Here is a 13,312-nt window from a genome sequence, read left to right on the forward strand (position 1 = left end):
CGGTCGGGCCCCTTTTAGCGATCTTGCAGACGTTCAGACAGAGCCCGGACAAGTGCTGCCGCGTCATAGGGTTTGCGCACGACCGGCACGTCGAGAAATTCCTCGGGCACGATCGAGCGGTCGTCATAGCCGGTGGCGAAGAGGAAGGGGATGCCGAGCCGGGCGAGTTCGATGGCGACCGGGACCGAGGTGTCGCGGCCGAGATTGATGTCGAGGATGGCGATCGCCGGCCGGAATGTCTTCAGCCGATTGAGCGCGTCGGTGCTGGAGCTTGCCGTGACCACGGTGTCGATGCCGGCATCTGCCAGCATCATTTCCGCATCCATGGCGATCAGAACCTGATCCTCGACGAGGAGGACCGGTACGTTGACGTCGCGCAGCGTCATGTCTGTGGGACCCTCGATGTCCATTTCTCTCTGTTCCACCGGTTGTCCTTCCGTGTCCCAATTGAGGAAGCGGCCCGGCAGGCTGAATGTAGCCGTCAGACCCTCGGGTCGATAGTCCAGGTGGCTCGTTCCGCCGAGGTCGTAGGGGATACTACGCTCAATAAGGGCGGTTCCGAAACCCTTGCGGCCGATGTCGCCGAGCCTCGGGCCGCCATTTTCCTGCCAGTGTATCCGGCATTCGCCCTCGTCACCGACGGTCCAGGAGATCGTCAGGCTGCCGCCGGGGCGCGAGAGCGCCCCATATTTTGCGGCATTGGTGCAAAGCTCATGGATCACCAGTGCTGCGACCGCATGTGCGCGCGCGTCCAGTGTCACGGCCGGGCCATTCAGCGAAAACCGTGTCGCTCCGGCGCGGTAGGGCAAAAGCTCTGCTTCGATCAGATCGGCCAGCGTTCCGCCGCCACCGCCGCGCGTCACCTGGTCATGGGCGTGCGACAGTGCGTGTATGCGGCCCCTGAGGGAGCCGATATAGTCATTGATCCCGATCTCGTCCGTGCTGGGGGCCGCGACCAGCGATTTGATTACGGCGAGGATATTCTTGACGCGGTGGTTCAGTTCCTCGTTCAGCATGCGCTGGCGGACATCAGCCTTGCTGCGCTCCTTCTCCATCACCTCGTTGTGGCGGAGGACGATTTCGACGGTCGCGGCCCGGATCGCCTCGGCAATCTCCAGATCGGTCTCGCGCCAGGGTTCGGCCTGCCGCTGCACGGTTTCCTTCCAGATCGCGAAACTCTTGCGCGGTGTCAGCCGGTCGCCCAAAGGGCCTGTTTCGTATGACTTTTCCGGATTTCCTGCCCAGTTCAGTGTCTGCAGGCGTTCCTTGCGGAAGAACAGCAGGTAGTCCCGCGGCAATTGTGACAGCGGCACGGCCATGACCCCGGAGACATCCTCGTAGTAGGCCTCGGCCGGAAGGTAGAGTTTCGACAAGGTGTCCGTGGCCCAGATCTGGCCGGACGCCACGCTGCCGATGAACTTTACCAGATCAGCTTCCTGGCCAAGTGGCGGTGTCGTGCCGTAGGTCTTCCAGTTGCCGTTCATCCGCAGTCCGACACCATCACAGGCAAACAGCTTCTGGAATTCGGGCAGGGCCTCGGTGAGGATCTCCTCGATGTCGATGCGGCTCGATGCGGCCTGCAGGAAGCGATCAAGTGAGCGGCGGGCTTCGGTCGCGATGTCGAGCTTGCGCTTCTGTTTCAGTGCCAGAAGATGCAGGGAGAAGAACTCGCCGAACATTTCGGCGGCGATCCGCTCCGACATGGTCAGGGTCTTGGACGCATAGTGATGGCAGGCGATCAATCCCCAAAGACGGTCATTCAGAATGATCGAGATCGACATGGAGGCGGAGACCCCCATATTCCGGAGATATTCGCAGTGGATGGGCGAGACGCTGCGCAGATGGGCGAAGGAGAGGTCCAGCGGCTCGCGCTGCTCTGCCTCGGTCGGCAAGAGCGGCACACGGGCGCCGCTTGCGTCTGCGATCACCCGGATCGGATTTTGCATGTAAAGCGTGCGGGCCTGACGCGGAATGTCGGTTGCGGGGAAATACTGGCCGAGGAAGCTTTCAAGATCGGGGCGCTTGGCTTCAGAGGCAACCTTGCCCGAGCCATCATCCTCAAAGCGGTAAATCATTACGCGGTCATAGCCGAGCACGCTGCGCACCAGACGCGCCGATGCGTGGATCAAGGCTTCGATATCGGCGATGTCCTTGACCCTGCCGATCATTTCGCGCGCGAGCTGGAGCGGCTGGGTTCTGCGGAGGGAAGGCTCGAATTCGAGGATAGCCTCGGCCTTTTGCCGATGGACAGCAACGTCAAAATAGTCGCCGTTCGGCAGGCGCAGATGCGCAATCACCGCAGGTCGGCTGGCATCGGGCGCCATGGCGATCGCGTTGCGCAGATCGTGAACAGCTTCTTCCCCGATCAGGTCGACGAGGAGAGAGCCTTCAATATCGCTATCGATCCGAAGCATTCCTGCCGCATTGGCCGAGTGGCGTCTCACCCTGGTGATGCCCGGATCTGACGCGATCAGACAGCCATGCGGTTGGATCGCGCCTGGAATATGAATGGGTTCACGGTCACAATTGGACAGATCAACGGTTTCGGAGGGTTGCATCTAGGGCACTTTCGAAGGCTCGGCTGGCATAGTCGAAGGCGGTGTTGGCCCATGCCGCAGCTGCCTGCTGGTCATATACGCACACTCTCTCCATACGCGACGAAAACGCGGGCCAGTTCGAAAGGTTCCGTGCCTGGGAAAAAAGATGTCTGGCTGCGAAGCAGTCGGTGTAGCCGAGTTTTTCCGCCCGTTTGGCAAGCAGGCGGGCGCCAAGCGCCGAGCCTTCCAGAACATAGAGCAGTCCGAGCAGGCCGTTGCCGGGCGGCGGTGCAAATGGATGCATCGGTTCCGGAATGTCCAGGTCGAGATCGGTGAGGTCCTGGCGCATTTCCCGGTCATAGATCCCGGGGCGCCAGTCTTCCAGTTCAACCGGCATTGCCTGGGTGCCGAGCCAGGCATCGATTGGCAGGCGAAAACGGGCCATGCCGACGAGATAGCGGCGATAGGCCTGCTCGCTATCGAAATCGCCGATGAGATCGTCAAGCGATTGGTGCGCTGCGGCGGTGGCCTGTTTCAACTGGTTGCGACGGGAAGGGAGGTCCATGGGCGTCCTTGCTTTGGGGCGCCATGTTACGCGCTATCGTGCCTGCAATACAACCGTCTCAAAAAGAGGGGAGATCCGAACCCTGGTGCGCCGGGTCGCTTTTACCCCTGCCGCCTACGTCAAACGACGTATACGGTTTTGCGACGCAGCATCCGATAGTCCCCTTCAGCAACGGTTAACTCTCATTAACCGACCGGTTGCAAACAAGAAGAGGGGTTCACGACAATGACTTTGAAGATGAAGCTCACAGGCGCGCTGCTGGGCGCCATGCTGTCGACGACAGCCTTCCACGGCGCGCTTGCCGCTGATGACACGATCAAGATCGGCGTTCTCCACTCGCTGTCCGGCACGATGGCGATTTCCGAGACGACGCTTAAAGACGCCATGCTGATGCTCATTGAAGAGCAGAACAAGAAGGGTGGCGTTCTTGGCAAGAAGCTTGAAGCGGTCGTCGTCGACCCGGCTTCCGACTGGCCGCTGTTTGCCGAAAAGGCGCGCGAGCTGATCGAAAAGGACAAGGTTGCTGCCGTTTTCGGTTGCTGGACCTCGTCTTCGCGCAAATCCGTTCTGCCGGTTTTCGAAGAGCTGAATTCGATCCTCTTCTATCCCGTCCAGTACGAGGGTGAAGAATCCTCGCGCAACATCTTCTACACGGGTGCCGCTCCGAACCAGCAGGCGATCCCGGCCGTCGACTACCTGGCTGAAAACGAAGGCGTCGAGCGCTGGGTTCTCGCCGGTACCGACTATGTCTACCCGCAGACCACGAACAAGATCCTCAAAGCCTATCTGATGTCCAAGGGCGTTGCCGAAGAAGACATCATGATCAACTACACGCCGTTCGGTCATTCCGACTGGCAGACCATCGTTTCTGACATCAAGAAGTTCGGCTCGGCAGGCAAGAAGACAGCCGTCGTCTCGACGATCAATGGTGACGCGAACGTGCCGTTCTACAAGGAACTCGGCAACCAGGGCATCAAGGCTGAAGACATTCCGGTCGTCGCCTTCTCCGTCGGGGAAGAAGAACTCGCCGGTCTCGACACGGCACCGCTGGTCGGCCATCTCGCCGCCTGGAACTACTTCCAGTCCGTCGATGCCGACGTCAATGCCGAGTTCATCGAAACCTGGCACGCCTTCACCAAGAACGACAAGCGCGTGACCAACGACCCGATGGAAGCCGCCTATATCGGCTTCAACGCCTGGGTTAAGGCTGTCGAGGCTGCCGGCACCACCGACACCGACGCCGTTCTCGACTCGATTATCGGCGTTTCCGTTCCGAACCTGTCGGGCGGCACCTCCACCGTCATGCCGAACCACCACATCACCAAGCCGGTGCTGATCGGTGAAATCCAGGCCGACGGCCAGTTCGAAATCGTCCAGCAGACTCCGGCTGTCGTCGGTGACGAATGGTCGGATTACCTGCCGGACTCGAAGGACCTGATCTCCGATTGGCGCAAGCCGATGGAATGCGGCAACTTCAACGTTGCCACCGGCAAGTGCGGCGGCAAGGGTAGCTGATAATCCCCTTCTCCCTTCAGGGAGAAGGTGGTCCGAAGGACACAGTGCAACACGTTGCGCTCGTGATGAGGGGGAGGCGAAGCCTTACGGCTCCCCCTCATCGCCTTGCATCCGCTCGACACTTCTCCCCGCGAGGGAGAAGAGGGAGCAAGCCGCAATCACCGATTTTCTGGTGGGCGACGGGGGACTGCCATCATGATACATCGAATTCTCACACTGCTTTTCATCCTCCTTGCCTTCGCCGCGCCGTCCATGGCGCAGAGCGATCCGCGCGAACTTCTCAACGCGCTCGGCAAGGCTAATTTCAAGCAGGCCGAAGAGCTGCTCGGGCAGATCGCGGCAACCGCCGATCCGCGCGTCGCGCCAGCCCTTGAGGCCTTTGCCGAGGGCGATCTCTACGCCCGCAAATCCGACGGCGCCGTTTTCATCACCAAGGCTGCCGGTCGCAACCTTTCGGTCATCGATCCGCTCTCGGGCGAGGTGGTGGGCGAGGAGGCGAAGGGCGCTCTCACCAAGGTCAAGGTCAACAACACCCTGCGCCGGGCCATCCGTTCTGCGCTCGGCGGTCTGACATTGCTCAGCCCTGACCGCACCGTCCGCTTGACGGCGGCCCAGTCGGTCCTGCAGTCGCCAAGCGCGGAAAATCTCGACCTGGTCGAGGCAGCCCTTGCCAAGGAAACAGACAAGGAAGTCAAGGCACGCATGGAAGAGGCGCGGGCCGTCTCGGTGCTTGCTTCGGATCGTTCGGCAGACGAGAAGCGCGCGGCGATCGAGACGGTTGCTTCGCTTGGCGGTCGGGAAGCGATCGGCATCCTGATGTCGGTATCTGCGACCATCGATGAGAGCCTGAAGCCCGATCTCGATGCGGCCATCGAGGGCATCGAAAGCAGTCTGCTGTTTTGGGATATGGGCCAGAATGTCTGGTATGGCGTCTCGCTTGGTTCCGTCCTTCTGCTCGCCGCCATCGGTCTTGCCATCACATTTGGCGTGATGGGCATCATCAACATGGCGCATGGCGAGATGGTGATGATCGGGGCCTATTCCACCTTCATGGTGCAGCAGGTGATCCGCACGAACTATCCCGGCCTGTTCGACTGGTCGCTGGCGATTGCGCTGCCGGTCGCCTTTCTGGTCACTGCAGCCGTCGGCCTCGTGATCGAACGCGGCGTCATCCGTTTCCTCTATGGCCGGCCGCTCGAAACCCTGCTCGCCACCTGGGGGATTTCGCTCATCCTGCAGCAGACGATCCGCTCGATCTTCGGTCCAACCAACCAGGAAGTCGGCAATCCCTCCTGGATGTCCGGTTCCTTTGCGCTTGGTGGCCTCACCATCACCTGGAACCGCATGTGGATCGTGCTGTTCTCGCTCACCATCTTCTTTGCGCTTCTTGCCCTGATGAAAAAGTCATCCTTCGGCCTGCAGATGCGGGCCGTCACCCAGAACCGGCGGATGGCTTCCTCGATGGGCATCCGCACGCCCTGGGTCGATGCCTTCACCTTCGCGCTCGGCTCAGGCATCGCCGGCATTGCCGGTGTGGCGCTCAGCCAGATCGATAATGTCAGCCCGAACCTTGGTCAGTCCTACATCATCGACAGTTTCATGGTCGTGGTCTTTGGCGGGGTTGGCAATCTCTGGGGTACCTTTGTCGGCGCGCTGTCGCTCGGCATCCTCAACAAGTTCCTCGAACCCTCGGTCGGGGCCGTGCTTGGCAAGATCCTCGTGCTCGTCCTGATCATTCTCTTCATCCAGAAACGTCCGCGCGGCCTGTTCGCGCTCAAGGGAAGGGCGGTGGAAGCATGATTAGCGGCTTCATCCTGCGTGCACTCGAAGGCAAGATCCTCATCGCTGCCGGTCTTCTCCTCGCCTTTGCGCTGCTTGTTCCAGCGCTCAACCTGCTCACGCCGGTCGACAGCCCGCTGCATGTGCCGACCTACATCATGTCGCTGCTTGGCAAGTATCTTTGCTATGCGCTGCTCGCGCTCGCCCTCGATCTGGTCTGGGGCTATTGCGGCATTCTCTCGCTCGGCCACGGCGCCTTCTTCGCGCTCGGCGGTTATGCCATGGGCATGTATCTCATGCGCCAGATCGGTTCGCGCGGCGTCTATGGCGATCCCATTCTGCCCGACTTCATGGTCTTCCTGAACTGGAAGGAATTGCCGTGGTTCTGGTACGGCATGGATTCCTTTCCCGTCGCCATGGCCATGGTCCTGATCGTGCCGGGGCTGCTCGCCTTCGTCTTCGGCTGGTTCGCCTTTCGCTCTCGCGTCAACGGCGTCTATCTGTCGATCATCACCCAGGCGATGACCTATGCGCTGCTTCTTGCCTTCTTCCGCAATGACATGGGTTTTGGCGGCAACAACGGTCTGACAGACTATAAGGAAATCCTCGGTTTCTCCGTTCAGGCGGATGGCACGCGCGCAGTGCTCTTTGCCCTCTCGGCGATCTTCCTCGCGCTTTGCCTGGTCATCGCCTCGGCCATCACCCGGTCCAAGTTCGGCAAGGTGCTGGTCGGGGTGCGCGATGCCGAAAGCCGCGTGCGCTTCCTCGGCTACCGGGTCGAGAACATCAAGCTCTTCACCTTCGTCGTCTCGGCGATGATGGCGGGCATTGCCGGTGCGCTGTTCGTGCCGCAGGTTGGCATCATCAATCCCGGCGAATTTGCGCCGGCCAATTCCATCGAAGTCGTCGTGTGGACGGCCGTCGGCGGGCGCGGCACGCTGATCGGGCCGATCATCGGCGCGATCCTGGTGAATGTCGGCAAAAGCTATTTCACCGGCGCCTTTCCGGATCTTTGGCTGTTTGCGCTCGGCGCCCTCTTCATCGGCGTCACGCTCTTCCTGCCCAAGGGCATTGTCGGCACGGTGCAGCAATATCTCGCCCGTCGGAAGGATTATGCGGCTGCCGCAAAGGCGGATGCCGCCAATGACGCCGACCCAAAGGCAACCCCGGTAGCGGCGGAGTGATCAGATGAGCGACCGGACCACCACAAGCCTGCTCTATCTCAACGGTGTCTCCGTCTCCTTCGACGGCTTCAAGGCGCTGAATTCTCTGTCCTTCATCGTCGAGCCCGGCGAACTGCGTGCCATCATCGGCCCGAACGGGGCCGGCAAGACGACGATGATGGACATCATCACCGGCAAGACCCGACCCGACAGCGGCGAGGTGTTCTTCGACGGCGGCAAGATCGATCTCACAAGCAAAGACGAGGCGGAGATTGCCCAACTCGGCATTGGCCGGAAGTTCCAGAAGCCGACCGTGTTTGAGAGCCACACTGTCTGGGACAATCTCGAACTCGCGCTCAATCGCAAGCGCGGCGTCTTCGCCACCCTGTTCTACAGCCTGACCGCTGCCGACAAGGCCCGGATAGAGGAGATCCTCGATACGATACGGCTGACCTCTCGCGCCCAGGATCTCGCTGCCAATCTCAGCCATGGCCAGAAGCAGTGGCTGGAGATCGGCATGCTGCTCGCCCAGGAGCCGAAGCTTCTGCTTGTCGACGAGCCGGTCGCCGGCATGACGGATGCGGAGACGGCCGAGACGGCCATTCTGCTCAAGGAAATCGCCAAGACCCGCTCGGTGGTCGTTGTCGAACACGACATGGGCTTCATCCGCGAACTTGGCGTCAAGGTCACGTGCCTGGCCGAAGGCTCGGTGCTGGCCGAAGGGTCAATCGATTTCGTCTCGAATGACCAGAAGGTCATCGAGAACTATCTCGGGCGGTGATGATGGGTGTTTTGCCAAGCATACCCCCCTCTGCCCTGCCGGGCATCTCCCCCACAAGGGGGGAGAGCGGCGCGGGGCCGGTGCTTCAATCCGAGGCCTTGCTTGCATCCATAATCCTTGGCGGACCGCAGGATGCAGCTTGGACTTCGGGGCGGGGCGAAAGCTGCGATCCATTCTCCCCCCGTGTGGGGGAGATGCCCGGCAGGGCAGAGGGGGGTAACCCCTCGCGCAAACATACCGAGGAGCCCGCACCATGCTGACAGTCGACACCATCAACCTCCATTACGGCGCAGCGCAAGCTCTCCGCGGGGTTTCGATCAATGCCGAAATGGGCAAGATCACCTGCGTGCTCGGTCGAAACGGCGTCGGCAAGTCGTCGCTGCTCCGCGCCATCACCGGCCAGCATGCGGTGTCGGCGGGCACCATCACCTTCAACGGCACGAAGCTCAATGGCATGGCGCCGTTCAACCGGGCGCGCAACGGCGTGGGTTACGTGCCGCAGGGTCGAGAAATCTTTCCGCTGTTGACGGTAAAGGAAAACCTCGAGACTGGTTATGCGCCGCTTGACCGCAAGGACCGCTATATCCCCGACGACATCTTCAGCCTGTTTCCGGTGCTGGATTCGATGCTGTCGCGGCGCGGCGGGGACCTCTCTGGCGGCCAGCAGCAACAGCTCGCCATCGGTCGTGCCATGGTCACGCGGCCGAAGATCCTGGTGCTCGACGAACCGACCGAGGGTATCCAGCCATCGATCATCAAGGATATCGGCCGGGCGATCCGTTACTTGCGCGACACCACCGGCATGGCGATCCTGCTGGTCGAGCAATATCTCGATTTCTGCCGGGAGCTTGCCGATCACGTCTACATCATGGATCGCGGCGAAATCGTGCATCAGGGGGCGGCCGAAACACTGGATACGCCGGAAGCGCGGCGGCACCTCACAGTGTGATCACAGTGCAAGGCTGTGTTGACCATTTGTTAAGCCTGACGGGTTGAAGCTGAAGGAGGGCGTGATAGTTTTCGCGCATCTGCTAACCGAAGGCACATCCATGACAACCAGCGCGGTCTCTCCCAACGTGCGGGCACGCGGCGTCGTTCGCGTGGTCGCGGGTCTCTTTCTTTTCGGCTTGTCCTCTGTCGCAGCACAGGCGTCGACCGGCTGTGGTGTCGCGATCGAACCCGGTCGCCACGCGCTCACTTTCCAGTCCGGCGGGCGCGAGCGGCAGGCCGTCTATGTCATCCCGTCGAGCTATACGGGGAAGAAGAAGCTTCCGCTGGTCTTTGATTTTCACGGCTCAAACAGCAATCCGGATGTGCAACTGAAGCGCAGCCATTGGGATGAGGTGGCCGAGCGCGAAGGTTTTATCGTCATGGCGCTGGCCGGCAGCCTCAAAGGCGAATTGCCAAACACGTATGCCTGGAACGTGCCCGGTGTGACCAAGATCGAGGGAGCCGACGACATCGCCTTTATTCGCGATGCGGTGACGCTCGCCAAGGAGCGCTTTTGCGTCGACAATGCCAAGGTCTTTGCCTCGGGTTATTCGGGCGGCGGGCGGATGCTGTCGCAGTATATCTGCAACGGATTTGCCGATTTCGCCGCTGCCGGTTTCGTCATGGGGCTTCGCGCCGGCACGCCGGAGCAGGAAAACGGGGTCTGGCGGCCACGGCGCGAAAGCTGCAAGCCGGCAAAGCCGGTGTCGATCATCGCCTTTTCCGGCATGAAGGATCACGTCAATCCGTTTGATGGTGGTGGCAAGGACTATTGGCGCTATGGCGGCGAAGTGGCGCTGGCCCGATGGGCGGAACTCAACGGCTGTGACCGCCGTCCGGTCGCGGACGAGGGCGAGCAGGTGAATGTGTCGAGTTATGTCGGTTGCCGCGCCGGAACGAGTGTTGTGTCCTATGAGATCGCCAATGCGGATCATGCCTGGCCGGCACGCTCGGTGCTCTTCCGGCTCGCGGCGGCCAGTGGTACGGAAACCATTCGCGAGGTTGATGCGACCGACCTGATGTGGGACTTCTTCCATGGTTCGGGTGGCGAGCTGATGGCCGGCAAGGCCAAGCCGACCGCTTGCGGCAATGACAAGAACACGGCTTCGACGCTTGAAGCCGGACAGGGGAATGCGTGCAGCCAGTCCATCAAACCAGACAACAGCGTGCCCACGGTATCGGGCGCCTTGTGACAAAATCGCTCGGCGGGCGCACGCGCATCGCCGAGCTCTATCAGGAAGGGGCGGCAAAGATCCGCTTGCCTGAGAGCTTTACCGATGAACTTGAGGCGGTGACGATCAACACCGCTGGCGGTATCACCGGCGGTGACCGCTTCGACTGGAGCTTTCGCGCCGGCCCCGGCTGTTTCATGACCGCAACGACCCAAGCCTGCGAGAAAATCTACAAGGCATCCGCCGGCACCGGCGCCATCACCACCCGGATCGAAGTCGGAGCCGGTGCCAAGTTCCATTGGCTGCCGCAGGAAAGCATTCTCTTCGACAAGGCATCACTCACCCGTCGACTCGAGGTGGACCTTGCGGCCGATGCCGAGTTCCTCGCCGTCGAGGCGATCCTGCTTGGCCGCAAGGCGATGGGCGAGGCGATGGTGGAAGGGTTTGTCGGTGACCGCTGGCGCATTCGCCGCGATGGCCGCCTGCTCCATGCCGAAGATCTGAAGCTGTCTGGGGACGTGGCCGCACTCACGGCTGAGGCGGGTGTGCTCGCGGGTCGCGTCGCCTTCGCCACGGTCTTTTATGCGGGTCCTCGGGCCGAAGCGATGCTCTGCCCAATCCGTGATCTGATCGGTGAAAATTTGGGCGGCGTAAGCCATTGGAATGGCAAGCTTGTTGCAAGGTTGAGCGCCGATGACGGCTTTGCATTGCGAAAAATCCTGATCCCGATCATTTCGGTCTTGCGCGGAGGCGCGTCTGTGCCAAAAGTCTGGAATCTCTGACGTCACGTCCATTGGAGCGAACATGAATCTCACCCCGCGGGAAAAGGACAAACTGCTGATCGCCATGGCTGCCATGGTGGCCCGGCGCCGGCTGGAGCGGGGCGTGAAGCTCAACTATCCCGAAGCGATCGCGCTGATCTCCGATTTCGTCGTCGAGGGCGCACGCGACGGTCGCTCGGTTGCCGAGTTGATGTCGGCCGGTGCGGCGGTCATCACGCGCGATCAGGTGATGGAGGGGATCGCCGAAATGATCCACGACGTGCAGGTTGAGGCGACCTTCCCCGATGGCACCAAGCTCGTAACCGTCCACGAACCGATCCGCTGAGGAGCCAATCATGGCGCTGGAGCTTCGACCGAATTGCGAATGCTGCGATACCGATCTGCCGCCGGATAGCGTGGCGATGATCTGCAGCTTCGAATGCACCTATTGCGCCGATTGCGCCTCGGCAACGCTTGCCGGCATCTGCCCCAATTGCGGTGGTGAACTGGTGCGCCGGCCGGTGCGCCCTGCTGCCAAGCTTGCGAACAATCCGCCATCCACCAAACGTGTGCTGAAGGCGGAAGGCTGCCCGCCTTCGCGCGCCGCCTGAGAAAAGGGAGAGGTCCATGATCCCCGGTGAAATCATTGCCGCCAGTGGCGATATAGAACTCAATGCCGGTCTGCCGACCGTGACGCTTGAGGTCTCGAACAGTGGCGACCGACCGGTACAGGTCGGCAGCCACTATCATTTCTATGAATCGAATGGTGGTCTGGTCTTTGATCGCGCGCAGGCGCGCGGCATGCGGCTTGATATTCCCGCGGGAACGGCGGTCCGTTTCGAGCCGGGGCAGACGCGACAGGTGACGCTCATTCCCCTGTCCGGCAAGCGCGAAGTCTATGGCTTCCGTCAGCAGGTCATGGGTGGTCTTTGAACATGCGAGAGGTGGCAGGATGGCCAAGCCGATGACCTGGGGCGCGATCCTCTTTCTGTGCGGCTGCGTGCTCCTCAAGGATGCGCCGGCTTTCAGTGAGGATGTTGCTGATGTCGACTGCAAGAACCCGGTCACGCAGGCGGACATGAACCAGTGTGCTGCCGAAAGCTATCAGAAGGCCGATGCGGCGTTGAATGCCCAGTGGAGCAAGACCCGTGCGGTCATGCTGGGCTGGGACAAGAGCGTGCCACCTGCAGACAAGAATGGTGCGGCCAAGCGCATTCTCGATTCCCAGCGCGCCTGGCTTGCCTATCGGGATGCCAGCTGCGAACTCGAAGCCTATTCGGCGCATGGCGGCAGCATGGAGCCATTGCTGAACATGTCCTGCATGCAGGAGATGACCGAAAAACGCGTCGAGGAATTGAAGTCCCTCGCCGAATTCTTCGCGAATTGAGGCGCTGAATGGCAAGCGCTCGCCGGATCATGATCGTGGGTAATGGTGACGTCGGGGCCGAGGCTGCCGCTGTCATCGATGCTGGCGATCTGGTGATCCGGTTCAACGGCAGCCGCAATTTCGGCGCTGCGGGCAAGCGCACCGATGTTGTGGCCGTTTGCAACACGGGACGGCCCGGCGCGCAGATGCTGGCCGATCCCTTGTGGCGCGACAGCGAAGCGGTCAGTGCCGCCAGGGAAATCTGGTCGATCCGCGACCCTGAAAAATTCGCCCGGCTCCAACCGGTTCTTGCTGTGTCGCATCCCGAGCTGGATGACTTTTGCGATGACTACACAATCGGATTTGCGCAGTTTGCGGCGGCTCGTGACAAGCAGCATCGGGTCATTCCCGGTGCTGTTCACGAGGCACTGGATGCGACGTTGTCCACGTATCGGCCCGCCCCCTATGTCGTGCCGTCCAGTGGCATGCTGGTGATCCAGGCGCTGCTCAGCGATCCCAAGTTTGATGACGCCCTGTTGGTGCTTGCCGGTTTCGGCCATGGCGGCTGGGAATGGCATCCCTTCGATGCAGAACGCCAGTTCGCAGACCATCTCGTTCAGAGCGGCCGGTTGGTCCGGCTCGACACTCTGCTTCAATCCTCCCTTTCCCAAGGAGCCTGATCC

Annotated in this window: 14 protein-coding genes; 12 read left to right on the top strand and 2 right to left on the bottom strand. The window is 61.2% G+C overall.

What is annotated here, in order from left to right; translation table 11 throughout:
* Positions 1-14: 14 nt before the first annotated feature.
* On the bottom strand, positions 15-2,558 hold the full coding sequence (locus IP76_RS06015) for an HWE histidine kinase domain-containing protein (RefSeq protein WP_054157254.1): 2,544 nt from the start codon (positions 2,556-2,558) through the stop codon (positions 15-17).
* On the bottom strand, positions 2,536-3,102 hold the full coding sequence (locus tag IP76_RS06020) for a biliverdin-producing heme oxygenase (protein ID WP_054157255.1): 567 nt from the start codon (positions 3,100-3,102) through the stop codon (positions 2,536-2,538). Before IP76_RS06020 ends, IP76_RS06015 begins: the two co-directional genes overlap by 23 nt.
* A 225-nt stretch (positions 3,103-3,327) precedes the next feature.
* Here IP76_RS06020 and urtA point away from each other — a divergent pair, with 225 nt between their 5' ends.
* The 12 genes from urtA (at position 3,328) to IP76_RS06080 (ending at position 13,309) form a co-directional block, all read left to right on the top strand.
* The gene (urtA, locus tag IP76_RS06025; protein ID WP_054157256.1) at positions 3,328-4,617 is read left to right on the top strand and encodes an urea ABC transporter substrate-binding protein; all 1,290 of its coding nucleotides are present in this window, start codon (positions 3,328-3,330) and stop codon (positions 4,615-4,617) included.
* 195 nt (positions 4,618-4,812) lie between these two features.
* A complete protein-coding gene (gene urtB, locus IP76_RS06030) occupies positions 4,813-6,417 on the top strand; it encodes an urea ABC transporter permease subunit UrtB (RefSeq protein ID WP_054157257.1) in 1,605 nt (534 codons plus the stop codon).
* Positions 6,414-7,580: an urea ABC transporter permease subunit UrtC gene (urtC, locus tag IP76_RS06035; protein ID WP_054157258.1), complete on the top strand. Its 1,167-nt coding sequence runs from the start codon at positions 6,414-6,416 to the stop codon at positions 7,578-7,580. The genes urtB and urtC overlap by 4 nt, the downstream gene beginning before the upstream one ends.
* 4 nt (positions 7,581-7,584) lie before the next feature.
* Entirely contained in the window at positions 7,585-8,340 is a 756-nt protein-coding gene (gene urtD / locus IP76_RS06040) for an urea ABC transporter ATP-binding protein UrtD (protein ID WP_054157259.1), read from the top strand.
* A 253-nt stretch (positions 8,341-8,593) separates the two neighbouring features.
* On the top strand, positions 8,594-9,289 hold the full coding sequence (gene urtE / locus IP76_RS06045) for an urea ABC transporter ATP-binding subunit UrtE (protein ID WP_054157260.1): 696 nt from the start codon (positions 8,594-8,596) through the stop codon (positions 9,287-9,289).
* A 100-nt stretch (positions 9,290-9,389) separates the two neighbouring features.
* On the top strand, positions 9,390-10,523 hold the full coding sequence (locus IP76_RS06050; RefSeq protein WP_054157410.1) for a PHB depolymerase family esterase: 1,134 nt from the start codon (positions 9,390-9,392) through the stop codon (positions 10,521-10,523).
* Complete coding sequence (locus tag IP76_RS06055) at positions 10,466-11,284, top strand: urease accessory protein UreD (protein WP_054157261.1); 819 nt, start codon at positions 10,466-10,468, stop codon at positions 11,282-11,284. Before IP76_RS06050 ends, IP76_RS06055 begins: the two co-directional genes overlap by 58 nt.
* Positions 11,285-11,306: 22 nt before the next feature.
* Positions 11,307-11,609 carry an urease subunit gamma gene (locus IP76_RS06060; protein WP_054157262.1) on the top strand — a complete coding sequence of 101 codons (303 nt, stop codon included), beginning with the start codon at positions 11,307-11,309 and terminating at the stop codon, positions 11,607-11,609.
* Positions 11,610-11,619: 10 nt separating this feature from the next.
* Positions 11,620-11,874 (top strand): DUF1272 domain-containing protein, encoded by a 255-nt coding sequence (locus IP76_RS06065; protein ID WP_054157263.1) that lies wholly within the window; start codon positions 11,620-11,622, stop codon positions 11,872-11,874.
* A 16-nt stretch (positions 11,875-11,890) separates the two neighbouring features.
* Positions 11,891-12,196 (top strand): urease subunit beta, encoded by a 306-nt coding sequence (locus IP76_RS06070; protein ID WP_054157264.1) that lies wholly within the window; start codon positions 11,891-11,893, stop codon positions 12,194-12,196.
* 19 nt (positions 12,197-12,215) lie between these two features.
* On the top strand, positions 12,216-12,650 hold the full coding sequence (locus tag IP76_RS06075) for a lysozyme inhibitor LprI family protein (RefSeq protein WP_054157265.1): 435 nt from the start codon (positions 12,216-12,218) through the stop codon (positions 12,648-12,650).
* 8 nt (positions 12,651-12,658) lie between these two features.
* Entirely contained in the window at positions 12,659-13,309 is a 651-nt protein-coding gene (locus IP76_RS06080; protein WP_054157266.1) for a hypothetical protein, read from the top strand.
* Positions 13,310-13,312: the final 3 nt, after the last annotated feature.

Origin of the sequence: Rhizobium sp. AAP43, assembly GCF_001296045.1 — a bacterium.
GTDB lineage: Bacteria > Pseudomonadota > Alphaproteobacteria > Rhizobiales > Rhizobiaceae > Allorhizobium.

Bases quoted from the DNA above. Each gene is read 5' to 3' on its own strand.
- IP76_RS06015 (WP_054157254.1), bottom strand. From the start codon at position 2,558: ATGCAACCCTCCGAAACCGTTGATCTGTCCAATTGTGACCGTGAACCC.
- IP76_RS06020 (WP_054157255.1), bottom strand. From the start codon at position 3,102: ATGGACCTCCCTTCCCGTCGCAACCAGTTGAAACAGGCCACCGCCGCA.
- urtA (WP_054157256.1), top strand. From the start codon at position 3,328: ATGACTTTGAAGATGAAGCTCACAGGCGCGCTGCTGGGCGCCATGCTG.
- urtB (WP_054157257.1), top strand. From the start codon at position 4,813: ATGATACATCGAATTCTCACACTGCTTTTCATCCTCCTTGCCTTCGCC.
- urtC (WP_054157258.1), top strand. From the start codon at position 6,414: ATGATTAGCGGCTTCATCCTGCGTGCACTCGAAGGCAAGATCCTCATC.
- urtD (WP_054157259.1), top strand. From the start codon at position 7,585: ATGAGCGACCGGACCACCACAAGCCTGCTCTATCTCAACGGTGTCTCC.
- urtE (WP_054157260.1), top strand. From the start codon at position 8,594: ATGCTGACAGTCGACACCATCAACCTCCATTACGGCGCAGCGCAAGCT.
- IP76_RS06050 (WP_054157410.1), top strand. From the start codon at position 9,390: ATGACAACCAGCGCGGTCTCTCCCAACGTGCGGGCACGCGGCGTCGTT.
- IP76_RS06060 (WP_054157262.1), top strand. From the start codon at position 11,307: ATGAATCTCACCCCGCGGGAAAAGGACAAACTGCTGATCGCCATGGCT.
- IP76_RS06065 (WP_054157263.1), top strand. From the start codon at position 11,620: ATGGCGCTGGAGCTTCGACCGAATTGCGAATGCTGCGATACCGATCTG.
- IP76_RS06070 (WP_054157264.1), top strand. From the start codon at position 11,891: ATGATCCCCGGTGAAATCATTGCCGCCAGTGGCGATATAGAACTCAAT.
- IP76_RS06075 (WP_054157265.1), top strand. From the start codon at position 12,216: ATGGCCAAGCCGATGACCTGGGGCGCGATCCTCTTTCTGTGCGGCTGC.
- IP76_RS06080 (WP_054157266.1), top strand. From the start codon at position 12,659: ATGGCAAGCGCTCGCCGGATCATGATCGTGGGTAATGGTGACGTCGGG.